Genomic DNA, 25,837 nt, shown 5'->3' on the forward strand with positions numbered 1-25,837 from the left:
TGTTGAGGAGTCCCGTTTGATGAGCCATTCCCAAGGCCCAGTAGTGTTGCTCGCGCCGTTGACCGGTCCGGTCGTGCCGCTGGCAGATGTTCCCGACCCGGTGTTCTCAGGCGGCATGTTCGGCGACGGTATCGGCATCGATCCGCTCGCCGGCCGGCTGGTCGCGCCGTGCGACGGCGTGATCATGCATCTCGCGCGCACGGGTCACGCACTGACGCTGACCACCGCCGAAGGCGCAGAAATCCTGCTGCATATCGGTATCGATACAGTCGAGCTGGCCGGCAAGGGTTTCACGCCGAAGGTGCCGCAAGGCGCGACGGTCCGTACCGGCGATGTGCTGATCGAATTCGATCTGGACTATGTCGCATCGACGGCGCCGAGCCTCGTTTCGGTGATCGCGATTGCGAATTCCGATGCGTTCGAAATCGTCGGACGTCCGGTGGCCGGCATGCTGAAGGCCGGCGAAAGTCCGCTATTCACGCTGCGCGCCCGCGATGGCGCTGCCGCCGAAGCATCGCGCCAGGCGACGCACGTCACCGAGGAATCGCGCCAGCAGATCACGCTTGCGCACGCCGGCGGCCTGCATGCGCGGCCGGCGGCGCGCGCCCGCGAAGCGGCGCGCGGGTTCGATGCGCGCGTCGAAATCCGTTACGAAGGACGCAAGGCGGCGATCGAGAGTGTCGTCGGTCTGCTTGGGCTTGGTGCGGGTGAAGGCGCGACGGTCGAGATTCTCGGCGTCGGTCCGCAGGCTGCGGCAGCGGTCGAAGCCGTCGCGCACGAACTGTTGCGCGAAGCGCATGGTGAGGTTGAGGAAAAGCCGGCGCGTCAAAGCTCGCCCGCGCCGCAGCAGGTTGCGCGCGCGGCCGGCACGCCGGACACGCTGGCTGGCGTGTGCGCGTCGCCGGGCATCGCGGTCGGCAAGATCGTGCGCTGGGACGACGCCGATCTCGAGCCGCCGGAAGTCGCGAGCGGCACGTCGGCGGCTGAAAGCCGTCTGCTCGACAAGGCGCTTGCCAGTGTCGATGCGGAGCTGAACGCGGTCGTGCGCGACGCGTCGCAACGCGGTGCGGTCGGCGAAGCGGGCATTTTCGCGGTGCATCGCGTGCTGCTCGAAGACCCGACGCTCCTCGACGCCGCGCGCGATCTGATCAGCCTCGGCAAGAGCGCCGGCTTCGGGTGGCGCTCGGCGATCCGCGCGCAGACCGCGGTACTCGCGAACATCGACGACGCCTTGCTCGCCGAACGCGCAGCCGATCTGCGTGACATCGAAAAGCGCGTGCTGCGCGCGCTCGGCTATTCGAACGGCGCGGCGCGCGTGTTGCCGGACGAAGCGGTGCTCGTGGCGGAAGAATTCACGCCGTCGGATCTGTCGTCGCTCGATCGCACGCGCGTGACGGCGCTGCTGATGGCGCGCGGCGGCGCGACGTCGCACGCCGCGATCATCGCGCGCCAGATCGGCATTCCGGCGCTGGTGGCGGTTGGCGACGCGCTCTTCGCGATACCCGAGGGCACGCAGGTCGTGGTCGATGCCGGCGCAGGTCGCCTCGAACACGCGCCCACCGCGCTCGACGTCGAACGTGCGCGCAGCGAGCGCCAGCGTCTTGCCGGCGTGCGTGAAGCGAACCGCCGCACGTCGCAACAGTCGGCCGCCACGAACGACGGCCGCGCGATCGAAGTCGCCGCCAATATCGCCACGCTCGAAGACGCGAAGACCGCCGTCGACAACGGCGCGGATGCCGTCGGTCTGCTTCGCACGGAACTGCTGTTCATTCATCGCCGGGCCGCGCCGAACGTCGACGAACATCGCCAGAGCTATCAGACGATCGTCGATGCGCTGGGCGGCCGCACCGCGATCATCCGCACGCTCGACGTGGGCGCCGACAAGGAAGTCGATTACCTGACGCTGCCACCGGAAACGAACCCGGCGCTCGGCCTGCGCGGCATCCGTCTCGCGCAGGTGCGCCCGGATCTGCTCGACGACCAGTTGCGCGGGCTGCTCGCCGTGCGTCCGGTGGGCGCCGTGCGCATCCTGCTGCCGATGGTCACCGATTCGGGTGAACTCGTCCGTCTGCGCAAACGTATCGACGAACTGGCGCGCGAAGCGGGCCGCACGGACGCGATCGAAGTCGGCGTGATGATCGAAGTGCCGTCGGCGGCGCTGCTGGCCGACCAGCTTTCGCAGCATGCGGATTTTCTGTCGATCGGCACCAACGACCTGACGCAATACACGCTCGCGATGGACCGCTGCCAGCCGGACCTCGCCGCACAGGCGGACGGGCTGCATCCGGCGGTGCTGCGTCTGATCGACGCCACCGTGAAGGGCGCGGAAAAGCATGGCAAGTGGGTGGGCGTCTGTGGCGCACTGGCGGGCGACCCGCTCGCGGTGCCGCTGCTCGTCGGCCTGGGCGTGACCGAGCTTTCGGTGGATCCGGTGTCGGTGCCGGGCATCAAGGCGCGGGTGCGCAACCTCGATTATCAGCTGTGCCGTCAGCGCGCCCAGGATGCGCTCGCGCTCGACTCGGCGCAGGCGGTAAGGGCAGTGAGCCGCGAAGTCTGGCCACAGGACTGAACCCCACACAGTTCGCGGCAACCTTCGCAACATGAAGACGTAAATGAGGCACAAGCGGCTGCGCAAGCCGCACAACACGTAACGCAATGACGTAGGCAATAACTACGACCACGACTCAATGAAGGGATTGGAGATATCAATGGATGGGAATCCGTTTCTGAAGATTCAGCGCCTCGGTCGCGCGCTGATGCTGCCGATCGCAGTGCTGCCGGTCGCCGGCCTGCTGCTGCGCCTCGGTCAGCCCGATGTGTTCAACATCAAGATGATCGCCGACGCGGGCGGCGCGATTTTCGACAACCTGCCGCTGCTGTTCGCGATCGGCGTGGCCGTCGGCTTTGCGAAGGACAACAACGGCGTTGCGGCGCTGGCGGGCGCCATCGGCTATCTCATCGAGATCGCCGTGATGAAGGACATCAACGACAAGCTCAACATGGGCGTGCTGTCGGGGATCGTGGCCGGTATCGTGGCCGGGCTGCTGTACAACCGGTACAAGGACATCAAGCTGCCCGATTACCTCGCGTTCTTCGGAGGGAAACGGTTCGTGCCGATTGTCACCGGGGTTGTGTGTCTGGTGATAGGAATCGCGTTCGGCTATGTGTGGGCGCCGGTTCAGGCCGTCATCGACCTGGCCGGTCACTGGCTGACGACCGCGGGCGCGATCGGCGCATTCGTGTTCGGTGTGCTGAACCGTCTCCTGCTGGTCACGGGTCTGCATCACATCCTGAATTCGTTGACGTGGTTCGTCTTCGGCTCGTTCACGCCGCCGGGCGGCGCGGCCGTGACGGGCGACCTGCATCGCTTCTTCGCAGGCGATCCGACGGCCGGAACGTTCATGACGGGCTTCTTCCCGGTCATGATGTTCGGTCTGCCGGCCGCGTGTCTCGCGATGTTCCATGAAGCACCGAAGGAACGCCGCGCGATGGTGGGCGGCCTGCTGTTCTCGATGGCGCTGACCTCGTTCCTGACGGGCGTGACCGAGCCGATCGAATTCAGCTTCATGTTCCTCGCACCGGTGCTGTACGTGATCCACGCGCTGCTGACGGGCCTCGCGCTCGCGATCTGCTCGGCGCTCGGCATTCACCTCGGCTTCACGTTCTCGGCTGGAGCGATCGACTACGTCCTGAACTACGGCCTGTCGACGAAGGGCTGGATGGCGATTCCGATTGGCGTCGTCTACGCCGTCGTGTACTACGGCCTGTTCCGCTTCTTCATCCGCAAGTTCAACATGGCGACGCCGGGTCGTGAACCCGTCAATGCCGATGATGCAACCATGGAAACGTCAGATGGCGTTGCCGCGCCGGCAACGGCTGTGGCCGCGACACGCGCGCAGCGTTACATCGCGGCGCTGGGCGGCGCGTCGAATCTGACGCTCGTCGATGCATGCACGACGCGCCTGCGTCTTTCGGTGGTGGATGCGACCCAGGTGTCGGAAGCCGGTCTGAAGACGATCGGCGCGCGCGGTGTGCTCAAGCGGGGCGCGACGAACGTGCAGGTGATCATCGGACCGGAAGCGGACATGATCGCCGACGAAATCCGCACGACGATCGATCAGGGCGGCGCGGCTGCCGCGAAGCCGGCGGCCGTGGCTGCAACACCAGCCGCAGCGGTTGCGGGCGATGCTGCATTTGCCGTAGCGGAAAGCGGTCCGCTGGATCCGGACCCGGCACGCTGGCTCGCCGTGTTCGGTGGTGCGACCAATGTCGTCTCGCTCGACGTCATCGCGGCGACGCGTCTGCGTGTCGTGGTGAGCGATCCGTCGGCGGTGGACAACCAGCGCATGGCAGGGCTGGACGTCGCGTGGGTGTCGGCGGATACGTTCCACATCGTCGTGGGTCAGGCGGCAGCGCGCTACGCGCAGCAACTGGCGACGCGCCTCCCGACGGCTACCGGTGGCGCTACGCCGCAACCTGCCTGATGCGTTTCACGCTTTAGACGGAAGCAATAAAAAACGCAGCGCCCTGATGTGAAGGGCGCCGCGTTTGCGTTGACGGTCTGGCTTTCACGCGTTATCGAATCGTGACGCCGGCTTGTGTGCCGAAGCCGCGGACACTATCGCCATCACCCGGCCCGTGCCCGGCGTCGTTGTTCAATACATCGAATGGGTGTTTTCTTCGATCGCCGCGGCGGTGACCTTGCCGCGCATCACGCGATAGACCCAGCCCGTATAGATCAGGATCAGCGGCAGGAAAATGATGACCGCGATCAGCATGATCTGCAGTGTCATCTGGCTCGACGTCGAGTCCCACACCGTGAGGCTGCTGCGACTGTCGAGCGACGACGGCATGATGAACGGAAACATCGAGAAGCCCGCTGTCAGGATCACGCCCGCGATCATCAGCCCGGTCGAGACAAATGTGATTTTCTCGAAGCGCGAGCTGGCCAGCAGTAGCGCAAGCATGCCGCCAGTCAGACCTGCCACCGGTGCCGCGATCATCCATGGATACGTGGAGTAGTTGTTCAGCCACAGCCCGGGCGCACCGATCACGCTTTTCAGCAGCGGATTGGCGACGGTATCGAGCGGCGCGGCATCGACGATCTGATAGCCGCCGATCAGGGTCGCCACCAGCAGACCCGCGATGATGAACAGCGCGACCGCGGCGAGCGACATGATGCGCAGCGCCACCGAAGCGCGTCGCGCCACGATGCCATCCGTCTTCATCTTGACGAACGCGGCGCCGTGCGCCGCAAGCATCGACACGCTCACGAGCCCGCACACCAGCGCGAACGGATTGAGCAGTGCGAAGAATCCGCCGTGATACGTGACGCGCAGATCGGTATCGAACTCGAAGGGGACGCCCTGCAGCAGGTTCCCGAACGCGACGCCGAACACCAGCGCCGGCACGAAGCCGCCGACGAAAAGCGCCCAGTCCCACGCCGTGCGCCAGCGCGGATCTTCACGCTTGTTGCGATAGTCGAAGCCGACCGGCCGCAGGAACAGCGCGAACAGCACGAGCAGCATCGCGAAATAGAAGCCGGAGAACGATGCCGCATAGACCAGCGGCCACGCCGCGAACATCGCGCCGCCAGCGGTGACGAACCAGACCTGATTGCCTTCCCACGTCGCGCCGACCGTGTTCACGACGATGCGTCGCTCGCCGTCGGTCTTGCCGATGAAGGGCAACAGGATCGCTGCGCCCATATCGAACCCGTCGGTGAGCGCGAAGCCGATCAGCAGCACGCCGATCAGCGCCCACCAGACCAGTTTGAGGGTGACGTAATCCATGATGGTTTCCCGTTGAACAGACTGGTGTGAATTACGCCGCCGACTTGCCGGCCAGTGCGGGCGCGGGCTTGTCCTGCTCATGGTGGTAACGGCCCGTATGCAGCGACGACGGACCGAGGCGCGCGTACTTGAACATCAACGTGATTTCGATGACGAAAAGCGCCGTATAGAACACCACGAAACCGGCAAGGCTCAGATACAGGTCGCCCGGCTGCAGGCTCGACGCGGAAAGCGACGTCGGCAGAATGCCCGCGATCGTCCACGGTTGCCGACCGACTTCAGCGACGATCCAGCCAGACTCGGCCGCAAGCCACGGCAGCGGAATCGCCCACACGGCCCAGCGCAGGAACCAGCGGCGCTTGTCCAGCAGCAGCGAGCGTTGCGCGCAGAACCAGAACGCCAGCACGAACGTCGCAAGGAACAGGATGCCGAGGCCGACCATCAGGCGGAATGAGAAGAACACGGGCGAAACCGGTGGAATCGTTTTCTTTGCAGCCTGCCTGATCTGTTCCGGCGTGGCGTCGGTGACGTTCGTCGTGAACTGCTTGAGCATCAGGCCGTAACCCAGATCGGCCTTGTGCGCTTCGAACGTTGCGTGCGCTTCGTCGGTGTCGTCGCCGCTTTTCAGATGCTGTAGCGCGCCGTATGCGAGCATGCCGCTTCTGATGCGCGTTTCGTTGTGCGCCATCAGGTCTTTCAGGCCCAGCACCGGTTCGTCGAGCGAGCGCGTCGCGATGATGCCAAGCGCATAGGGCACGCGGATTGCGTAATCGGTGCGTTCTTCCTGCTGGTTCGGAATGCCGATGATCGTGAACGGCGCAGGTGCGGGTGCCGTATCCCATTCGGATTCGATGGCGGCGAGCTTGATCTGCTGCACTTCACCCGTGCGATAGCCCGATTCGTCGCCGAGCACGATCACGCAGATCGTGGACGCCAGCCCGAAACCCGCCGCGATCGCGAATGAACGCAGCGCGAATGCGGTGTCACGACGCTTCAGCAGATACCACGACGACACACCGAGTACGAACATCGACGCCGTCACGTAGCCCGCCGACACCGTATGCACGAACTTCACCTGCGCGACCGGATTGAACAGCACATCGAAGATGCTGGACAGCTCCATGCGCATCGTCTGGTAGTTGAAGTGGGCGCCGACGGGATTGTTCATCCAGCCGTTCGCGACCAGAATCCACAGCGCCGACAGGTTCGATCCGAGCGCGACGAGGAACGTGACGACCAGATGCTGCACTCTCGAAAGCCGGGTCCAGCCGAAGAAAAAGAGCCCGACGAACGTCGATTCGAGGAAGAACGCCATCAGACCTTCGACGGCCAGCGGCACCCCGAAAATATCGCCGACGTAATGTGAGTAGTACGACCAGTTCGTGCCGAACTGGAACTCGAGCGTGAGCCCGGTCGTGACGCCCATCGCGAAGTTGATCCCGAAGAGCTTGCCCCAGAACTGGGTCATGTCCTTGTAGATCTGCTTGCCGGTCATGACATAGACCGACTCCATGATCACGAGCAGCCATGACAGGCCGAGCGTCAGGGGCACGAACAGAAAATGGTAGAGCGCCGTGACGGCGAACTGTAAGCGCGAAAGGTCGACGACTTCGCTAGCGTGCATGAGTATCACCTCGAGACGGGTGCGGTGCGGGAACGCCGAGTAGCGCCTCTGCGACGACCGCTGGCGGCAGCGACATGTGCTCTGCCTGCGGATGATTGAAGAATGCGTATTTGAGGATCATCAGCAGCGCGAACTTGATCGCGAGCACGATGACGATATCGCGTGCGAAAGTCGGACCGCGCGCCCATGCGGCGCAGCGCGCGCGCAGGCGCAGGCGAGGAGTCCTGTGATTCAGCGTTATGGTCATGATGGGTCGATGACGGCTCCATGGGAGGAGTGCCGGTCGGGCCGCATGGCGCGGCCTGGCAAAATGCATGACGGAATTCCAGGAGCGAGCCCATCGACGCGCGAGTTCCGCGCTGTGGCATACGGTCGCGAAGGCGAACCCGCGAAATCAGTATCGCCGCGCTCTTTATGTTGCGTCAACAAAAAGGGGGCGATTGTCCTGGAAATGAATCGGGAGTCAGGCCGCAGACAAGAAAAAGCCCCGCCATCTTTCGAAGGCAGGGCCGGATACAACAGCGGTGCCGGGCAAGCCGGCTTGTGCGTTACGCGTATTCGCTCAATGCACCACGCATTTTCTTCATCGCGCTGGCCTCGATCTGACGGATACGTTCCGCCGATACACCGAATTCGTCGGCGAGTTCGTGCAGCGTCGAGCCGCCCGAACCGTTGTCGTCGACCTTCAGCCAGCGTGCCTCGATGATGCGGCGGCTGCGGGCGTCGAGCGCGTCGAGCGCGCTGGCGATACCGTCGCTGTGCAGCCTGTCGCGCTGACGTGCGGCGAGCACCGCGGTCGGCTCGTTATGCGAGTCGGCCAGCCACGCGATCGGCGAATACGCCTCTTCACCGTCTTCGACCTGGCCTTCGAGCGCGATATCGCCGCCGGACAGACGCGTTTCCATTTCGGCAACTTCTTCGCGCTTCACGTTCAGCTCGGTCGCGAGTCCTTCGATTTCCTCCGGCGTGAACGCCTGGAAACCCTGCTTGTGGCTGCGCAGGTTGAAGAATAGCTTGCGCTGCGCCTTGGTGGTGGCGACCTTCACCATGCGCCAGTTGCGCAGGATGTATTCGTGGATCTCCGCCTTGATCCAGTGCATGGCGTACGAAACCAGCCGCACGTTCTGCGAAGGATCGAAGCGTTTCACCGCCTTCATCAGGCCGATGTTGCCTTCCTGGATCAGGTCGGCGTGCGGCAGGCCGTAGCCCAGGTAGTTACGCGCGATCGACACGACAAGACGCAGGTGCGACAGCACCAGACGACGGGCGGACTCCAGATTGTCCTGCTCGCGAAATTCGGTGGCGAACTGGCGTTCCTCCGCCGGCGTCAGCATCGGAATCCGGTTCACGGCCTGAATGTAGGCGTCGATATTGCCCAGCTGGCCGGGCAGCAGCGAAGAATGCGCGAGCACCAGAGCGCCTGCCGGAGCGGCCTTAGCCGACGGCGGGCTCAGAGTACTCGGAAGGGTCAGTGCATTGCTCACGTATGAAACTCCTATGGAATCAACCAGATGCTCAGTCAGAAAACGACTCCCGTGGATGTTAGCACTCCAGTAGCAGGAGTGCTAATACTTAGAGGCCGTAGGGACTTGAGAGTTCCGTGTAACCTATTGAAACTTCATGTTCAATAGCATGGTACGCCGTCTGCAGGAATTTTGCTGGGCCCGTACAATTTGCTATTGCGATGCTTTGGTGCGGATAAATGACCTGTTTTCGTCTGATTTCAAGCAATTATTCGTCAAAGCCGGCTTTCTTTTATAAGGTTTCTTTTACTTCACTTCTCTCTAAAATGGCGGAGGCCGCCTCGCGGTGACCATCGAATCTGGGCGAAGGTGTTTGATGAAGAAGAAAAATGCACAGCTCGGCTGGGCCCTTCGGGGCGCCTTCGTACTGGCATTTCTGACCTTTTCAGAGCTGGCTGCCGCGGATCAGTTCGGCATCCAGGTGGCGGGCGGTATGGCCGATCATCACGTCAACAAGCTCGATCTGGGCGTGGTGTGGGACCCGGGATTGACGTGGTGGGAGATCGGCGGCTGGCACTTCGCGCTGATCGGCGAGGCGCACGTCTCGTGGTGGCATAGCAGCGAGGGGGACGTGCACCAGAACACCGGTGAGTTCGGCATTACACCGGTGATCCGGTTTATCAAGGGTGCGGGCTGGTTCCGGCCGTTCGTTGAAGCTGGCATCGGTGTGCGCGTGTTGACCAGCCCGACGATTTCGAATTCGTACACGCTGTCGTCGGGGTTCCAGTTCGCCGATATGGCGGGCGTGGGCGCCCAGTTCGGCGACCGCCAGCAATACGAGGCAGGCTTTCGATTCCAGCATCTGTCCAACGCCAGTATCAAAGAGCCCAATCCTGGTATAAATTTCACCCAGCTATATCTGCAATACAACTTCTGACGGTCGGGGCCGCCGCGCGCGGCGCCTTTCGGTGCAAAGGGGCAGAGCGATGGCGGCAAAAATGATCGAGGCGATTCGCGGGCTGGAGCGAGACCGCTTTCGCGCGATGGTCGACGGCAACGGTGAACTGCTCGACGCGCTCCTGTCGGACAGTGTCGTCTACGTCCATACCAACGGCAAGCGGGAGTCGAAGCAGCAGTTCATCGACGCCATCACGGCGGGCCGTCGCCGCTACCGGCAGATCGAAATCCAGTCGCAGGACATTCTGACCGTGGGTCATGAGACCTGCGTCGTCACGGGCCGCGCGCTGATCGAGATGGAAGCGAACAGCGGCGCGCTGCTTTTCCCGATCGCCTATACCGCAATCCAGACACAGGAAGCCGGGCACTGGCGGCTGATCGCCTGGCAGGCGACGCGTTGCGCAATCGAGTGAAACGGGTCGGTTTCCCATCGCCAGGCAGCCTTGTGAGCCGCCTGGGCGCATGACGCACGGCGTCGCGCCATGTTTCGACGCTTCGCCACCTGATGTACTGCGTTGAATCTGACGGCGGGCCAGCTTTTTTCCCCGCCGTCTTCCCTTATGTCGGCGGTTACGCCGCGACGCGCCGGTCCACCGGCGCCCACACCGCACGATTGACGCCGCTCACCACCGCATCGATGACGGCCGTCGCTTCATCGTCGCTTACGCCGACGCCGTAGCGCACCGTCTGTCCGCCGACGCGGCAGCCCGCAAACGCGGCGACACGTCCGTCCGTCGTTCGCTGGATTTCGCACGACGTGATCTCGACCGGCTGACCGGCCGCCGACGCAATTGCCTGCGCCACCGAGTGCGCGTGCGTAGCGGCGCTGCCTTGCGCACCGGCACCGGCCGGTGTCGCGATGCTGATGTCGCGGTTTTCCCACCGCACGGACGTCGCGCTGACACGCGCGGCTGGCCCTTCGGTCTCGAAGTACTCGCGCGTGAAGAGCGCGCAGATGGCGTCACCGGTGATTTCCTCGCCGGACTGATCCGCGACCGCCTGTACCGCGTGGCTGAACTCGATCTGCACGCGACGCGGCGGCGTGAAGCCCATGCCGCGCTCCAGCAGATACGTCGAGCCACCCTTGCCGGACTGGCTGTTCACGCGGATGACCGCGTCGTAGCTGCGGCCGAGGTCGGCCGGATCGATCGGCAGATACGGCACTTCCCAGACGGCGTCGGGCGCCTGCTGCGCGAAACCCTTGCGGATCGCGTCCTGATGCGAGCCGGAGAACGCCGTGAACACGAGGTCGCCGGCATAGGGATGGCGCGGATGCACCGGAATCTGGTTGCAGCGTTCGACCACGCGGCGCACCGCGTCGATGTCGGAGAAATCGAGCGCCGGATCGACGCCCTGCGTATAGAGATTCATCGCGAGCGTGACGATGTCGACGTTGCCCGTGCGCTCGCCGTTGCCGAACAGGCAGCCTTCGACGCGATCCGCGCCCGCCATCAATGCCAGTTCAGCGGCGGCGACGGCTGTGCCGCGGTCGTTATGCGGATGCACCGACAGCACGATGCTGTCGCGATAGCTGAGATTGCGGTCCATCCATTCGACCTGGTCGGCGAAGACGTTCGGTGTCGCCGCTTCGACGGTGGCCGGGAGATTCACGATCATCTTGTGATCGCGCGTCGGACGCCACGTCTGCGCGACCGCGTCGCACACTTCGCGCGCGAACGTGAGTTCGGTCATGCTGAACGTTTCCGGCGAGTACTGGTAGATCCAGTGCGTCTCTGGCCGTGCGTCGGCGTATTGCCGGATGATCCGCGTGCCGTCCACGGCGAGCGCCTTCACTTCGTCTTTCGACTGGTTGAACACGATCTTGCGGAACGACGGGGCGATCGCGTTGTACAGATGCACGATCGCGCGCGGCACGCCTTCGAGCGCCTCGAACGTGCGCGCGATCAGTTCTTCGCGCGCCTGCACGAGGACTTCGATCGTCACGTCGTCGGGAATGCGTTTTTCATCGATGAGCTTGCGAACGAAATCGAAGTCGGTCTGCGAAGCCGACGGAAAGCCGACTTCGATTTCCTTGAAGCCGATGGCGACCAGCGTCTCGAAGAATTCAAGCTTTTGCGCGATGTTCATCGGTTCGATCAGCGACTGGTTGCCGTCGCGCAGATCGGTACTCATCCAGACCGGTGCTCGCTCGATCATGCGGCTCGGCCACTTGCGGCCCGTCAGGCGGACGGCGGGAAAAGGGCGGTATTTCTCAGCGGGGTTGCGCAACATGGTGAGCCTCGTTCGTTGTGTTGTGTTCGTGTGCGTGTCTGCGTGCAAAAGGGTAGGGCGACGGTGGCGGCCGGCAGGCGGCTAGCGGTAGCAACGAACGGGCGCGAACGAAGAAGGTCATCGCGATGATGACGCTGTTGACGGCGATGGCTTGTGCCCATGCAACGTGCATTTTGACCTCGCGATTCATCCGCTGGATAAACGGACGAACACTGACGACAGGTTGTAAGAGGGACTGCGGATCTGGGGTAAAACGAACTGCGGAACTGCTGGAGGACCGCGCGCTGAAGCTGGATGCGCGGCGCTACGCCTGACTTACGCTAGACGTAGCGATAGAAGCCGCGGTAGGCGGCTGAGGGTAATGCGGAGGGTGTTCGGAAGGGAACGCATCCGGTGACTGTATGTCAGCGCGTGGGAATCTGTCAACCCGCGATCTTCCGGCGGCGGGTCGAACGACGCGGTGAACATTGCACGACCGTGCCCGCAGGCGCGCCAGGCATGGTCAGGCATGGTCAGGCCGCGCGCTTCGCGATTCCCGCGATCAGCTCGACCTGGCGGGAAATGGCCTGCGGAACCGGCACTTCGCCGCGCATGGCGGTCTGAATCCACGCCGCCGTGGTCGCCGCGTCGCGGGCTTCCGGCAGCGGAACTTCGGGCGCCTCCGGCGACGAGCGCTCAGCCGCGACAAGCGTTTCGCAGGCGCCGTCGTGCAGCCAGTCGATCTGCACCTGACGCCGGGTATCCGCGACCGCCTCGCCTTCCGTGCCGCGTGCGAGCAGCGCGCCGCCGATGGCCGCATCCGGATGCGCGGCGAACAACTGGGTGAGGCTCTCCCGGTACGGCGGATGTGTGTAGTTCACGAGGCGCAGCCCGTGCGGCTCGAACGGCTGAAGGAGCTTGACGAGCGTATGCGTCGAATTACGCACGCCCATTCGCCGGCGTAGCGCGAGCAGGCGCGCGAGCTTCGGTGCGAGCGTCGCAACCGGCGAGAACGCGAGGCGGCGCGCGACGAGTGCGTCTTCGATTTCCGCGCGGCTTTGCGCATGATCGACACCCAGGCGCGTGAAAATTTCCGCGCTCGTCACGCGGCCCGGATCGTCGGTTACGCCGTGCACCAGCACCGGCACGCCTTCGCGGGCGAGCAGCAGCGCCAGCAGCGGCACGAGATTCGCCTGTTTGCGCGCGCCGTTGTAGCTGGGGATCGACACGGCCTGATACGCACCGTGCGTCACGCGGACCGGCTCGAACGACGCGTGTGCGGCCGCCAGCATCGCCGCCAGTTCATCCGCGCTCTCGCCTTTCACGCGGTACGCCAGCAGCACCGCGCCAAGTTCCAGATCGGACACGCGGCCGTCGAGCATCGCGCTGTACAGCGTATGCGTGTCCTCGGCGGAGAGCGCGCGGGCGCCGTTCGGCCCACGGCCAATTTCCTTGATGAAGCGGGCGCAGGAGAGCGTATCGGTAGCAGTGTCGGCGGATTCGGTCATCGGATGGGGCAGATACGGATGTGTCGGTGGCGCGGGCGATCCGCGCGTACGACCCGGTTATCGGGGAACCCGGCGCTCGCGGCAGGGCGGCAGAGCAGTAAAGGCCTCCAGTATCGCATCTGTCTCGATCCGGCAAGATGGCGGCTGCGCGTTACACTTGATGTTTCGTCGCCGCTTCGGGCGGCATTCCTCAGAAAACGGAGAACAGGATGAGTTACGTGTTTGCGCCGGCGCCGGTTGTCGCGGTGCCTGTTGTCGGAGCGAGTGAGCAGTTTGCGGTGCGCAGGATTTATTGTGTGGGCCGCAATTACGCGGCGCATGCGCGCGAGATGGGACACGATCCCGACCGCGAGCCGCCGTTTTTCTTCTGCAAGCCAGCCGACGCTGTCGTGTATGTCGCGCCGGGCGAAACCGGCAGCTTCCCGTATCCGTCGCTCTCGAACAACGTGCACTTCGAGATGGAACTCGTCGCGGCGATCGGCAAGGCGGGCAAGGACATTCCCGCTGGGCGCGCGCTCGAACACGTCTATGGCTATGCACTCGGGCTCGATATGACGCGCCGCGACCTGCAGGCCGAAGCGAAAAAGCTCGGCCGCCCCTGGGATACCGCGAAGGGCTTCGATCATTCGGCGCCGCTCGGCCCGATCCACCCGGCCGCGAAGGTCGGGCACATCGACCACGGCGCGATCTGGCTCACCGTCGACGGTGAGGAAAAGCAGCGCTCGGACGTGTCGGACCTGATCTGGTCGATTCCGGACACGATCGCGTATCTGTCGACGCTTTTCGAGTTGCAACCCGGCGATCTGATCTTCACGGGCACGCCGGAAGGTGTCGGCGCCGTGGTGAAGGGTCAGGTGATGAAGGGTGGCGTCGACGGGCTGGGCGATTTCAGCGTGCGCGTTGTCTGACGGCGCCGGGCCCGAGAGGAGGCACGTCGGATGAAGCTCTACAGCTATTTTCGTAGCTCGGCGGCGTATCGCGTACGGATCGCGCTGAATCTGAAGAACCTGCCGTACGAGTGCGTGCCAGTTCATCTCCTGCGCGATGGCGGCGAGCAACTGAAGCCCGAATACCGCCGCCTGAATCCGGAGGCGATCCTGCCGACGCTCGTCGACGGTGACGATGTATTCACGCAGTCGCTCGCGATCATCGAGTGGCTCGACGAAACGCATCCTGAGCCGCCGCTGCTGCCGGCCGTGCCGCGCGATCGGGCGTATGTCCGTTCGATCGCGTTGCAGATCGCGTGCGAGATCCATCCGCTCGACAACCTGCGCGTGCTGAAGTATCTGAAGCACACGCTCGCTGTCAGCGACGAAGCGAAGGATGCGTGGTATCGCCACTGGGTCGAAGCGGGTTTCGCGGCGCTGGAGACGCATCTTGCCGGCGACTCGCGCACCGGCAAGCTCTGCTTCGGCGATACGCCGACGCTGGCGGATGCGTGTCTGATTCCGCAGGTCTTCAACGCACATCGCTTCAGGATCGACACGGCGCCGTATCCGTCGATTCACCGGATCTATGAATACGCGATGACGCTGGATGCATTCCAGCGTGCGGCGCCGGGTGCCCAGCCGGACGCGGAGTAGCGAGGGCGCCGGCCGCATCTCGCGTGCGTGCAGGATGAAAGAGACTGGAAGAGACAAAAAAGCGTCGAGTGCGGTTCATGCACTCGACGCTTTTTTCACAGCCCGTTCCGGCGTCAGGGACGCTTTGAATGGCTAGAAGTCGAGCAGGGCGTCGGAGAATTCCTCGGCGCTGAACGGCTGCAGATCCTCGACCTTTTCACCGATGCCGATAAAGTAGACCGGCACTGGCCGCTGCCGCGCGATCGCGGCCAGAATGCCGCCTTTCGCGGTGCCGTCGAGCTTCGTGACGATGAGGCCGGTCAGGCCGAGTGCGTCGTCGAACGATTTGACCTGCGCGAGCGCGTTCTGGCCGGTGTTTGCGTCGATGACGAGCAGCACTTCGTGCGGTGCGCCGTCCTGCGCCTTGCCGATCACGCGCTTCACCTTGCGCAGTTCCTCCATCAGATGCAGCTGGGTCGGCAGACGGCCGGCCGTGTCGGCCATCAGCACGTCGATCTTGCGCGCGCGCGCCGCGCCGACGGCATCGAAGATCACCGCGGCCGGATCGCCGCTTTCCTGCGCGACCACCGTCACGTTGTTGCGCTCGCCCCAGATGGCGAGTTGCTCGCGCGCGGCGGCGCGGAACGTATCGCCGGCGGCGAGCAGCACCGACTGGTCAAAGCGTTGCAGATGCTTTGCAAGCTTGCCGATGCTCGTCGTCTTGCCTGCGCCGTTCACGCCCGCGATCATCATCACGAGTGGCTGCGCACGGCCCAGCATCAGCGATTTTTCGAGCGGCTTCAGCAGATCGATCAACAGCGTGCGCAGAGCCGTCTTCACCTGTTGCGGATCGGTCAGCCGTTCGCTGCGGACCTTTTCGCGCAGCGATTCGAGCAGGAATTCCGTCGCGTCGACCCCGGCGTCGGACATCAGCAGCGCGGTTTCTAACTCCTCGTACAGGTCTTCGTCGATTTTCGCGCCGATGAAGATGCCCGTGAGGTTCGAACTGGTCTTCGACAGGCCGGTCTTGAGGCGCGTCAGCCAGGATTTCCTTGCTGCCGGCTCGGGCGCGGGCGGCGGGACGATTTCAACGGTTTCGTCGTCTGCGGCGGTTTCGTCCTCCGCGGCGGGTGCGGCGAAAGCGGACGATGATGCGGCTACGGGAGCCGCTGCGGCGGCCGGCGGCGCGACGGGTTGCGGCGACTGCGGTGCGGCTATCGGAGCAGCGGCTGGCTGGGAGGCCGGCGCCGGCGACGCGGAAACCGGCACAGCTGGCCGATCAGCAGGAGTGGTCGACGCGGCGGTGTCCGGGGTGCGGGCCGCAGGCGCCGGTTGCGTAACCGGCGGGTCGATGCGACTGGATGCGGGACCGGCGGCCGGCGCGGTCGGCGAAGCCGCAGGCTGAACCGTCGCCGGAGACACCAGCGGGTCGGCGCGCTGCACCGGTGCAGTTGCCGGCGCCACAGGAGCCACAGGCGCCGGAGCAGGAGGCGGCTCGACCACGGGCGGCACGCCAGACGCAACCGGCGCCTCGGCGACCGGCTCTTCCTGCGGCGCGGCGTCGGACGCTTTCGAGCCCTTGAATCGTTTGAAAAAGCTGAACATGATCTGACGTGGTGAGAGCGCGCGCCGATTCCCGCGACGCGGGACCACGCGACAGCGGCAGGCAGCGTGGCAATGCGGGATGCAAGGCGCTGGAAGCCGCACATTTTATCAGGCGCGCTCCTGCGCGTCGCCGGACGCCGTGTCGAAGCCTCGCGCAGCCCGCGTCGGTGCCACGCCCCGTCCTGACCGAAGCGGCGCGGGCCTGTGGTAACGTTGGCGCTCCGACCCGCCGTCGCAGACGCGGGCAACTTCTTTAGCAAAACGACTTCCGCATGCCCCGATCCACTCCTTCCCGTGCGCATGGCGCATCTTCAGGCCGCAGCAAGGCGCCGCACGCAATCCGCATCATCGGCGGCGACTGGAAGCGTACGCCGCTGCCGGTGCTCGATCTGGACGGCCTGCGTCCGACGCCCGACCGCGTGCGCGAAACCCTGTTCAACTGGCTCGGCCAGCGGCTTGACGGCCTGCGCTGCCTCGATCTCTTCGCCGGCAGCGGCGCACTCGGTTTCGAGGCGGCATCGCGCGGCGCGGCGCGCGTGTTGATGGTCGAGCGCAACGGGCGCGCGGCTGCGCAGTTGCGCGCGAATCAGGCGAAACTGGCCGCGCGCGCCATCGAAATCGCCGAAGCTGACGCGCTGCGTCTCGGCGCCAGTCTCGCGCCCGGTTCGTTCGACGTCGTATTCCTCGATCCGCCGTTCGACGCCGACCTGCTCGCCCGCGCGCTGGCGCTCGCCGTGCCGCTCGTGAGCGCCGACGGCTTTCTGTACATCGAAGCGGGCGATACGCTCGACGTCGCACAGACAGAGGCGCTGGCCGGCTGGAATATCGTCCGCCAGGGCAAGGCGGGCGCGGTTCACTATCATTTGCTGCAGCGCGAAAATGAGGAATAATGCGCCTTCCATAACAAGCACCGGACGCCTGCCGTCACGCGTGCCTCAGGCAGAAGCATGTCACGGGTGCTGAACGACCCGTCCCAGTGAACAGAGAGGAGAAGTCTCATGGTAGTCGCCGTGTACCCGGGCACATTCGACCCGCTGACGCGCGGTCACGAAGACCTCGTTCGGCGCGCGTCGAGCATTTTCGATACGCTGGTGGTCGGCGTTGCCGACAGCCGTAACAAGAAGCCTTTCTTCACGCTCGAAGAACGCCTCGATATCGCGCACGAAGTGCTAGGCCATTATCCGAACGTGCAGATCATGAGCTTCAAGGGGCTGCTGAAAGACTTCGTCCGTACGAACAATGCCCGCGTGATCGTGCGCGGGCTGCGCGCCGTGTCCGACTTCGAATACGAGTTTCAGATGGCTGGCATGAACCGCTATCTGTTACCCGACGTCGAAACGATGTTCATGACGCCGTCCGATCAATATCAGTTCATTTCGGGCACGATCGTCCGCGAAATCGCGCAGCTGGGCGGCGACGTCAGCAAATTCGTCTTTCCGTCGGTGGAAAAATGGCTGCAGGAAAAGGTCGCCGCGCTCGACGCGGAGCCGGGCCAGGCGGCGCAGCCGTAAGCGGCGTAAACTAGTGGCTGGCGGAATGATTGCTGGCCCGTTGCCGGCGCGAAGTGAGAAGAAGCATGGCCCTGATGATTACCGACGAGTGCATCAACTGCGACGTGTGCGAGCCCGAGTGCCCGAACGACGCAATCTCGATGGGCCCGGAAATTTATGTGATCGACCCGAAGAAATGCACCGAATGCGTCGGACATTTCGACGAACCGCAATGCGTGCAGGTCTGTCCCGTGGAATGCATTCCGCGCGATCCGCAACACGTCGAGACACCCGATGGTCTGATGGCGAAGTATCACGCGCTGATGGCCGCGAAGGCGCAGTAACGTTTCACGACAAGATTGGCGAAACGACATAAAAAAAACGGGCGAACGTTTCGCCCGTTTTTCATTCAGCGTCACGCACGCTATCCCACCTGGCCGCCGATGACATCGCGTAGCGCGTCGAGCAACGCATCGCACTCGGCATCGGTGCCGACGGAAATGCGCAGATGCTGATCGATGCGCGGTGCGTTGAAGTGACGCACGAAAATCGCTTTCTCGCGAAGACGGGTGGCAAGCGCCGCCGCGTCATGGCCTTCATGTCGCGCGAACACGAAGTTCGCCGCTGACGGCACCACTTCGAATCCCAGTGCGGTGAGCCCGGCGGACAGCCGCTCGCGGCTCGCGATCACCTTGCGGCAACTGTCGCGGAACCACGCATCGTCTTCATACGCGGCAATCGCGGCGGCTTGCGCCAGGCGGTCGAGCGGATACGAATTGAAGCTGTCCTTCACGCGATTGAGCGCATCGATCAACGTCGCGTCGCCGAACGCGAAGCCTACGCGCATGCCGGCGAGCGAGCGTGCCTTCGAAGCCGTATGGACGACCAGCAGATTTGGATAGCGGTCGATGAGGCCGACCGCCGATTCCGCGCCGAAATCGACATACGCTTCGTCGACGACCACGACGGATTCCGTCTTTCGCTCGAGCAACCGTTCAATTTCAGTGAGCGGCAGCGCGCGGCCGGTCGGCGCGTTCGGATTCGGGAACAGCACGCCGCCATTGGGTGCCGCGTAGCCGTCGAGACGGACCGCGAACGCTTCGTCGAGCGCGATGGTGCGGTATTCGACGTCGTAAAGACGCGCGTACGTCGGATAGAAGCTGTACGTGATGTCGGGGAAGAGTATGGGATGCTCGTGCTTCAGCAACGCCTGGAAGACGTGCGCGAGCACTTCGTCTGAACCGTTTCCGACGAACACCTGCCCGGCGTGAATGCCGTGATACCTGGCGACCGTTTCGCGCAACCTGAGCGCGGTCGGATCGGGATAGCGGCGCAGCGTATCGGCGGTCTCGCCGAGTTCGTGACGAATCGCATCGAGCACACGCGGCGACGGCGGATAGGGATTCTCGTTGGTGTTCAGCTTCACCGGGTTCGTGTGTACAGGCTGCTCGCCCGGCACGTACGGCTTTAACCGGTGAACGATGTCGCTCCAGAAACGGCTCACGACGCGGCTCCTTTGGCTGCTGTTCGGGTGAACATGCCGATGTGATCGACGAACTACGGCTGCGCGTTCCGGTGCAACTGCATCATCGCGCGTTCAAGTTCGCCTTTGACAATCACCGGCATCACCGCGAGCGCACGCTCGATCGACGCATCGATCACATCCTGTTCCTCGCGACGCGGCGGCTTCAGCACGAAGTTCGCGACGTCGGGTTTCGCGCCTGCGCGCGCGCTTTCGGGAATCAGGTCGCGCGGATGACCAATGCCGATCCGCAGCCGCCAGTATTGCTGCGACGACAGATGGGCGGTGATGTCCTTCAGGCCGTTATGACCGCCGCTGCCGCCGCCAAGCTTCAGCTTCACGGCACCCGGCGGCATGTCGAGCTCGTCATGCGCGACAAGAATCTCGTCGGGCAGAATCTTGAAGAACTGCGCCACGGCGACGACCGACTGCCCCGAGCGGTTCATATACGTCTGCGGCTGGAGCAGATGCACTTCCTCGCCGTGCAGGCGCGCCTTCGCGTAAAAGCCGTGAAAGCGCCGCTCGTCGCGCAGCGTGGTGCCCGCTTCGCGCGCGAGCTGGTCGACCAGCCAGAAGCCGGCATTGTGACGGGTCGCGGTATATTCGGCGCCCGGATTGCCGAGCCCGACGATCAGCTTGATCATGATTCGATGAGTGTCCCGTTTCCGTTACCCGCCTGACGGGAGCACGGAAAAAGCCGAAAAAAAACCCGCCGGGGCGAACCGCGGCGGGTCACGTCGACCGTCTCAATGAAACGGATCGAGAGGATTTGTTCGCTTCCCGTGCGATCAGGCTGCCGGCTTGTCGCCTTCGCCTTCAGCTGCAGCACCCGAGGCGGCTTCGTCAGCGACGGCGCCAGCCGGGATCGTCGCCGAAGCGATGACCGGGTTTTCTGCTTCAACGTGTGCAACCAGCGACACGCCGTTCGGCAGCACGATGTCCTTCGCGTGCAGCGCCTCGCCGGCTTCGATCTTCGCCAGGTCGACTTCGAGGAATTCAGGCAGTACCGACGGCAGGCACTCGATTTCGATTTCGTTCAGAACGTGCGAGATCACCGCGCTCGACAGCTTCACTGCCGGGTTGGATTCCTGGTTCATGAAGTGCAGCGGTACCCTGGTGTGCAGCTTCTTCTTCGCGTCGACGCGCTGGAAGTCCACGTGCAGCACGAGCTGACGGAACGGGTGGTATTGCACGTCGCGCAGCAGAACCTGTTGCGACTTGCCTGCCACTTCCAGATCGAGGATCGACGAGTGGAAAACTTCCTTCTTCAGCGCGTGCCACAGCGCGTTGTGATCGAGTTCGATCAGTTGCGGTTGAGCTTCAGCGCCATACACGATTCCCGGGGTCTTACCGGAAATACGCAGGCGGCGGCTCGCACCCGTACCTTGCAGACTACGCTCGAAAGCGACTACTTTCATCTTGATTCTCCAATGCACTGCCCGCGACCAGGCAGTAAAAACGGGGCCTTCACGCTTTAAGCGCAGGCCCCAGAAGCGACGGCACGAACCTTCGTCCGTTCATGCCGATTGTGCAAAAGCGCAACGTGACGCTGCGCCTTCGCAAATACCTAACTTTCCGCGAACAGCGACATCACCGAGTCGCCGCGACGGATACGCGAGAACGTTTCGGCGAGCAGGCCAGCGCTCGTCAGCGAACGGATCTTCGGGCACGAACGGGCTTCTTCGCCGAGCGGAATCGTATCCGTGACGACGAGTTCGTCGAGCGCCGAAGCGGCGATACGCTCGCCCGCACCACCCGACAGCACCGGGTGCGTCGCGTAGGCGAAAACCTGTTTCGCGCCGCGTTCCTTCAGCACCTGCGCCGCCTTGCAGAGCGTGCCGGCGGTATCGACCATGTCGTCCATGATCACGCACGTACGGCCTTCGACTTCGCCGATGATGTTCATGACTTCGGCAACGTTCGCCTTCGGACGACGCTTGTCGATGATCGCGAGATCGCAGTTCAGCTGCTTCGCAAGCGCGCGTGCGCGCACCACGCCGCCAACGTCCGGCGACACGATCAGCAGATTCTCGTAATTCTGCTTGCGCAGATCGCCGAGCAGCACGGGCGTCGCATAGATGTTGTCGACCGGAATGTCGAAGAAGCCCTGAATCTGGTCAGCGTGCAGATCCATCGTGATGATGCGATCGACGCCCGCGATTTCCAGCATGTTCGCCACGACCTTCGCCGAGATGGCGACGCGCGCCGAACGCGGGCGTCGATCCTGACGGGCATAGCCGAAGTAGGGGATGGCGGCGGTGATCCGGCCAGCGGATGCGCGCTTGAGCGCATCGACCATGATCATCAGTTCCATCAGGTTGTCGTTCGTCGGTGCGCACGTGGACTGCAGGACGAAGACATCCTTGCCGCGAACGTTTTCCTGTATCTCGACCTGGATTTCACCGTCCGAGAAGCGGCTGGCCATGGCCTTGCCGAGGGGAATACCGAGGATCTTGACGACTTCCTGTGCAAGCGCGGGATTCGCGTTGCCAGTAAAAACCATCAGGCCGTCATGGCTGCTCATCGTGCACCTGTTTCAGGCTGGGAGGGCGAGAGAATGCGAGAATATCTGGCAGGGGAGGAAGGACTCGAACCTTCGGATGCCGGAATCAAAATCCGGTGCCTTAACCAACTTGGCGACTCCCCTACACTAACTTTGAGCGCCGCCGGATGTGCAGGACCACCCGACGATGCAAAACCTTATGCCGCGAAAACAAAGAGTGGATGCGAATCCAGGCTTGCGGTTACTGCGCTGTTCCATCCGGCTGGCAGTCTGGCTTGCGCCGCTTCTGCTTCACCGCGATCACGAAACGCCGCAAAAACACTCGCGCCCGATCCGGTCATCCGCGCCGGTGCGATGTTATCGAACCATCTCAGCACCCGCGCAACTTCCGCGTATTTTCCCACGACAACTGGCTGCATGTCATTCCGGCCAAAACTGTCAGGCCATTCTGCGCTGCAACTTTGCTGTGCAAGAAAGTCCGTAATTGTGCGGGGTTCCGTATCTCTTGTCAACGATTTATCGGAAAAAATCGCGGCGGTTGGAACGTGAACCTTGGGTGTCACAACGAGGAAATAACGCGGCGGCAATTGTACCGCCTGAAGCGCCTCTCCGACACCCTCCGCGAACGCATTTTTTCCGAAGACAAAAAAAGGCACGTCCGCGCCGAGCTTCAGGGCGAGCGCCTGCAGTTCGCCACGCGGCAGATCGAGCTTCCACAGACGGTTAAGCGCCAGTAGCGTGGTCGCGGCGTCGGAGCTACCGCCGCCGAGCCCGGCGCCCATCGGCAGACGCTTGTCGATCTCGATGTCGACGCCTGCGCCCGTGCCCGTGTGTGCCTTTAGAAGTGTCGCGGCACGCACGGTCAGGTCGTATTCCGCGGGGACATCCGCGATTTCGGTGGCGCGCATGATGCGGCCGTCGTTGCGCAGCGTGAAATGCAGCGTATCGCCCCAGTCGAGCAGCTGGAATACCGTCTGTAGCGCGTGATAGCCGTCGGGGCGACGGCCGTTGATGTGCAGGAAGAGATTGAGCTTCGCGGGTGCGAGGCAGTCGCGCAGCGCGTTGTTTGTTTCGATCATGAATTCGGTGAAATACGGAGCTTACTGGTCCAGCACGAGCTTGATGTCGAGCGGCGGGGTCTCGCGGCTCAGATTGACGCGCTTCACGCCGGTGGCGGGCGCGTCGGCGTAGGCGAGGTAGTCGATTGTCCAGCCGTCCTGCTGGATCTGTTTCAGACGCGTTTCCTGCTGCGGATCGGTTATCGTTTTCGCCCGCGAAGTGGGTGCCGCCGACGGCTGCAGCCAGTAGCGCAGCCCTTCGACCGGCAGCGCGAAACCGAGCGCGTTCTGCATCAGCGTGGAGACGTTGTCAGCGGTAAGCGGCTGGCGGTTCGGCAGTTCGAGTGTGGCCGAAGCCGGCGACGACGTGATGATCGCAAGCGTCTGGCCGAGCGGATTGAGCAACTGAAGGCTCACGGTGTCGCCGGTTTCCTGCCACTGGAAGTTGCCGTACGCGTTGCGCTGCTGGCCGTTCCGATCGTTGTACTGCACGGCAAAGCGGCCGTGATACGCACGCGTGGTCTGCGCGGTAACGGCCGTTGCGGCGTTCGACATGGACGGGCCTTGCGGCTTGACGGAAGCACAGCCAGCGAGCACCACGAGGGCAGTCGCCGCGAGGCCCAGCGCCGCGCGACGCGGCGCCGTCACCGGACGGATAAGGCTGGACATACGCATCAGAGATCGTTCACCCGAAAACGTTGAAGCGTTTTGACCAGGGTGTCATTGTCGGGTTCGAGCTTGCGGGCCTGACGCCAGGCGTCACGCGCCTGATCCTGGTCGCCGGTTTTCCACAGCACTTCGCCCAGATGCGCACCGATTTCGGCGTTCGGCTGCAGGTCGTACGCCTTGCGCAGCAGTTTGATCGCGTCCGACGTATCGCCGAGGCGATATTTCACCCAGCCGACGCTGTCCATGATGAACGCGTCATTCGGCGCGAGCGATGCGGCCTTCTCGATCAGCTTGTCGGCTTCCTGAAGGCGCTGGTTGCGGTCCGCGAGCGAATAACCGAGTGCGTTGTACGCCTGCGGATTGTCCGGTTGCGTCTGCATCAGCTTGCGCAACTGCGTTTCCATCACGTCGTAATGGCCGGTCTTTTCGGCGGCCATTGCGTAATCGTAGGTGAGATCCGGGTCGTCGGGGAATTCGGCGCTGACCTGGGCGAGGCGTGCCTCGGCTTCGGGATAGCGCTTCGCGTCGAACAGGATCGCCGCGTCGGTGCGCGCGATCAGCGACTGGTCGCGCGGATCGGGCGACTGCAGGCCAGCGAGCAGCTTGCGGGCGTCGTCAGGCTTGCCCTGTTTTTCGAGCAGCTGGGCCCGCGTGATCTGCGCCGGGATGTACTGCTGGCTGGACGGCTGGATGCGATTGAGCCAGTCGCTCGCGGCAGCTTCGTTCTTCTGTTCGAGCGACAGTTGCGCGAGGTAGATGTACGCCTGACCCGCATCGGCGCCTGGCGTCTTTTCGGCCTGCTTCGCGTATTGCGTCAGATACGTCTGCGCATCGGCGTAATTCTTCTGCTGAATCTTGATCAGCGCGAGCGCCATCAGCGGCGTCAGGTCGTTCGGGGTGTCCTGACGCATGACTTCGAACTGCTTCTGCGCGTCGTCCAGGCGATCGCTTGCCAGATACATCTGCGCGAGCGCGAGACGCGCGTCATGCGATTTCGGATTCTGCCGCAGATAATTTTCGAGCGAAGCGATGCCTTCCTTGCGCTCTTCCGGACCCATTTGCGACAGCGTCAGCGCGGCCGGCAGATAGTCGGGCTTCAGCACCAGCGCCTGCTCAAGTGATTTGCGGGCGCCCGGTGCGTCGTCGCAGAGGATCTGCTGTCGGGCAATCGCAAGCTGCGCTTCCGGACGGTTCTGGTCGTCCTTCAGCAGATCCTGCAGCACGTGCAGGCCGCCGATGCGATTGGGACCGCGGGAAAGCAGCTGCTGCAGCGCGAGGATCGCGTTGCCGCGAACATCGGCCGGAACCTTGGCCAGTTCTTTCGCGAGGACCGGTGAGGCTTCGTCAGGCTTGCCGGATAGCACGAGCAGCGACGCGTCGAGTTGCGCCGCGCGCTCCGAACCCGGCGCATACTGCTGCCACAATTGCGCGGCGGCGAGTGCATCGGCCGGGCTTTGTGCGCCAAGCGCGATTTCGGTTGCGCGCTGTGCCATGCGCGGGTCGTGCGTGTCGCGTGCGAGCGCGAGGTACGTCTGGTAGGCCGGCGCCGGCTGGTTTCGCTGCAACGCGACTTCAGCGGCGAGCACCTGGAAGACGATCTGGCTGGAAAGCGGAACAGCCGGCAGATTTTGCTGCTCTTCCGCCGACGGCTGCCCCAGCGCGTCCTGCACTGAAAGGGAACTATCGTCGGAATCCGGCGCGGGATCCTGCGCGTGCGCAGGCAGCGCGACGAACGCCCACGCGGCGACAACCGCCGCGCCGAGCATTCGCTGGACTGAGACAGTGCGCGGCACACGGGTCACGATGGCCGGGCGCCGGTAAAACAGCTTCACGAAGGACACGTTCATGGAAATCCGATCAATGTTTCGGTCGA

Annotated in this window: 23 protein-coding genes and 1 tRNA gene; 9 read left to right on the forward strand and 15 right to left on the reverse strand. The window is 63.7% G+C overall.

From position 1 onward, the window contains the following. Positions 1–19: 19 nt before the first annotated feature. Entirely contained in the window at positions 20–2,569 is a 2,550-nt protein-coding gene (gene ptsP / locus LPA34_RS09650) for a phosphoenolpyruvate--protein phosphotransferase (RefSeq protein ID WP_228977401.1), read from the forward strand. 139 nt (positions 2,570–2,708) lie between these two features. Continuing rightward, positions 2,709–4,484 (forward strand): N-acetylglucosamine-specific PTS transporter subunit IIBC, encoded by a 1,776-nt coding sequence (gene nagE / locus LPA34_RS09655; protein ID WP_228977403.1) that lies wholly within the window; start codon positions 2,709–2,711, stop codon positions 4,482–4,484. Positions 4,485–4,655: 171 nt separating this feature from the next. Here nagE and cydB read toward each other — a convergent pair whose 3' ends face one another. The 4 genes from cydB to rpoH all read right to left on the reverse strand — a co-directional run bounded on the left by cydB (position 4,656) and on the right by rpoH (position 8,900). Beyond that, complete coding sequence (gene cydB / locus LPA34_RS09660; RefSeq protein ID WP_228977406.1) at positions 4,656–5,792, reverse strand: cytochrome d ubiquinol oxidase subunit II; 1,137 nt, start codon at positions 5,790–5,792, stop codon at positions 4,656–4,658. Positions 5,793–5,823: 31 nt separating this feature from the next. Further along, complete coding sequence (locus LPA34_RS09665; protein ID WP_228977408.1) at positions 5,824–7,416, reverse strand: cytochrome ubiquinol oxidase subunit I; 1,593 nt, start codon at positions 7,414–7,416, stop codon at positions 5,824–5,826. After that, the gene (gene cydP, locus LPA34_RS09670) at positions 7,406–7,663 is read right to left on the reverse strand and encodes a cytochrome oxidase putative small subunit CydP (RefSeq protein ID WP_228977409.1); all 258 of its coding nucleotides are present in this window, start codon (positions 7,661–7,663) and stop codon (positions 7,406–7,408) included. The genes LPA34_RS09665 and cydP overlap by 11 nt, the downstream gene beginning before the upstream one ends. A gap of 301 nt (positions 7,664–7,964) precedes the next feature. Next, complete coding sequence (rpoH, locus tag LPA34_RS09675) at positions 7,965–8,900, reverse strand: RNA polymerase sigma factor RpoH (protein WP_228977412.1); 936 nt, start codon at positions 8,898–8,900, stop codon at positions 7,965–7,967. Between the two features lie 352 nt (positions 8,901–9,252). Here rpoH and LPA34_RS09680 point away from each other — a divergent pair, with 352 nt between their 5' ends. After that, positions 9,253–9,816, forward strand: a complete 564-nt coding sequence (locus tag LPA34_RS09680) for an acyloxyacyl hydrolase (protein WP_407672474.1) — start codon at positions 9,253–9,255, stop codon at positions 9,814–9,816. Between the two features lie 49 nt (positions 9,817–9,865). Then, complete coding sequence (locus LPA34_RS09685) at positions 9,866–10,249, forward strand: nuclear transport factor 2 family protein (protein WP_228977416.1); 384 nt, start codon at positions 9,866–9,868, stop codon at positions 10,247–10,249. Between the two features lie 157 nt (positions 10,250–10,406). On the opposite strand, the gene leuA is transcribed toward LPA34_RS09685, so the two are convergent. Together leuA and ybiB are read right to left on the reverse strand one after the other, a co-directional pair. Further along, positions 10,407–12,068 (reverse strand): 2-isopropylmalate synthase, encoded by a 1,662-nt coding sequence (gene leuA, locus LPA34_RS09690; protein WP_228977418.1) that lies wholly within the window; start codon positions 12,066–12,068, stop codon positions 10,407–10,409. Between the two features lie 512 nt (positions 12,069–12,580). Further along, on the reverse strand, positions 12,581–13,555 hold the full coding sequence (ybiB, locus tag LPA34_RS09695) for a DNA-binding protein YbiB (RefSeq protein ID WP_228977419.1): 975 nt from the start codon (positions 13,553–13,555) through the stop codon (positions 12,581–12,583). A gap of 209 nt (positions 13,556–13,764) precedes the next feature. Between ybiB and LPA34_RS09700 the strand changes: the two genes are divergently transcribed. Together LPA34_RS09700 and maiA are read left to right on the forward strand one after the other, a co-directional pair. After that, entirely contained in the window at positions 13,765–14,463 is a 699-nt protein-coding gene (locus LPA34_RS09700; RefSeq protein ID WP_228977421.1) for a fumarylacetoacetate hydrolase family protein, read from the forward strand. A gap of 30 nt (positions 14,464–14,493) precedes the next feature. Beyond that, positions 14,494–15,138 (forward strand): maleylacetoacetate isomerase, encoded by a 645-nt coding sequence (maiA, locus tag LPA34_RS09705; protein WP_228977423.1) that lies wholly within the window; start codon positions 14,494–14,496, stop codon positions 15,136–15,138. Between the two features lie 132 nt (positions 15,139–15,270). Here the strand turns inward: maiA and ftsY are convergent, their stop codons facing one another. Beyond that, positions 15,271–16,722, reverse strand: coding sequence for a signal recognition particle-docking protein FtsY (ftsY, locus tag LPA34_RS09710; RefSeq protein ID WP_228977425.1), 1,452 nt, complete (start codon positions 16,720–16,722; stop codon positions 15,271–15,273). Between the two features lie 272 nt (positions 16,723–16,994). Between ftsY and rsmD the strand changes: the two genes are divergently transcribed. The 3 genes from rsmD to LPA34_RS09725 all read left to right on the forward strand — a co-directional run bounded on the left by rsmD (position 16,995) and on the right by LPA34_RS09725 (position 18,556). Continuing rightward, positions 16,995–17,612, forward strand: coding sequence for a 16S rRNA (guanine(966)-N(2))-methyltransferase RsmD (gene rsmD, locus LPA34_RS09715; protein ID WP_228977427.1), 618 nt, complete (start codon positions 16,995–16,997; stop codon positions 17,610–17,612). A gap of 108 nt (positions 17,613–17,720) precedes the next feature. Next, the gene (gene coaD, locus LPA34_RS09720; RefSeq protein ID WP_228977429.1) at positions 17,721–18,233 is read left to right on the forward strand and encodes a pantetheine-phosphate adenylyltransferase; all 513 of its coding nucleotides are present in this window, start codon (positions 17,721–17,723) and stop codon (positions 18,231–18,233) included. Between the two features lie 65 nt (positions 18,234–18,298). Further along, a complete protein-coding gene (locus LPA34_RS09725; RefSeq protein WP_228977431.1) occupies positions 18,299–18,556 on the forward strand; it encodes a YfhL family 4Fe-4S dicluster ferredoxin in 258 nt (85 codons plus the stop codon). An 80-nt stretch (positions 18,557–18,636) separates the two neighbouring features. Here the strand turns inward: LPA34_RS09725 and hisC are convergent, their stop codons facing one another. From hisC to LPA34_RS09765, 8 genes are all read right to left on the reverse strand, one after another. Continuing rightward, positions 18,637–19,716 carry a histidinol-phosphate transaminase gene (gene hisC / locus LPA34_RS09730; RefSeq protein WP_228977432.1) on the reverse strand — a complete coding sequence of 360 codons (1,080 nt, stop codon included), beginning with the start codon at positions 19,714–19,716 and terminating at the stop codon, positions 18,637–18,639. 53 nt (positions 19,717–19,769) lie between these two features. Next, on the reverse strand, positions 19,770–20,378 hold the full coding sequence (pth, locus tag LPA34_RS09735; RefSeq protein WP_228977434.1) for an aminoacyl-tRNA hydrolase: 609 nt from the start codon (positions 20,376–20,378) through the stop codon (positions 19,770–19,772). 144 nt (positions 20,379–20,522) lie between these two features. After that, positions 20,523–21,152 carry a 50S ribosomal protein L25/general stress protein Ctc gene (locus tag LPA34_RS09740; RefSeq protein ID WP_228977436.1) on the reverse strand — a complete coding sequence of 210 codons (630 nt, stop codon included), beginning with the start codon at positions 21,150–21,152 and terminating at the stop codon, positions 20,523–20,525. Between the two features lie 149 nt (positions 21,153–21,301). Next, positions 21,302–22,258 carry a ribose-phosphate pyrophosphokinase gene (locus LPA34_RS09745; protein WP_228977438.1) on the reverse strand — a complete coding sequence of 319 codons (957 nt, stop codon included), beginning with the start codon at positions 22,256–22,258 and terminating at the stop codon, positions 21,302–21,304. Positions 22,259–22,304: 46 nt separating this feature from the next. Continuing rightward, a tRNA-Gln gene (locus tag LPA34_RS09750) sits at positions 22,305–22,381 on the reverse strand. Between the two features lie 53 nt (positions 22,382–22,434). After that, entirely contained in the window at positions 22,435–23,316 is an 882-nt protein-coding gene (gene ispE, locus LPA34_RS09755; protein WP_228977440.1) for a 4-(cytidine 5'-diphospho)-2-C-methyl-D-erythritol kinase, read from the reverse strand. A 21-nt stretch (positions 23,317–23,337) separates the two neighbouring features. Further along, entirely contained in the window at positions 23,338–23,970 is a 633-nt protein-coding gene (lolB, locus tag LPA34_RS09760; protein WP_228977442.1) for a lipoprotein insertase outer membrane protein LolB, read from the reverse strand. Beyond that, the gene (locus LPA34_RS09765) at positions 23,970–25,811 is read right to left on the reverse strand and encodes a tetratricopeptide repeat protein (RefSeq protein ID WP_228977444.1); all 1,842 of its coding nucleotides are present in this window, start codon (positions 25,809–25,811) and stop codon (positions 23,970–23,972) included. The genes lolB and LPA34_RS09765 overlap by 1 nt, the downstream gene beginning before the upstream one ends. Positions 25,812–25,837 lie beyond the last annotated feature (26 nt).

Origin of the sequence: Paraburkholderia gardini (genome assembly GCF_907164575.1) — a bacterium.
In the GTDB taxonomy this organism is placed as follows: domain Bacteria; phylum Pseudomonadota; class Gammaproteobacteria; order Burkholderiales; family Burkholderiaceae; genus Paraburkholderia; species Paraburkholderia gardini.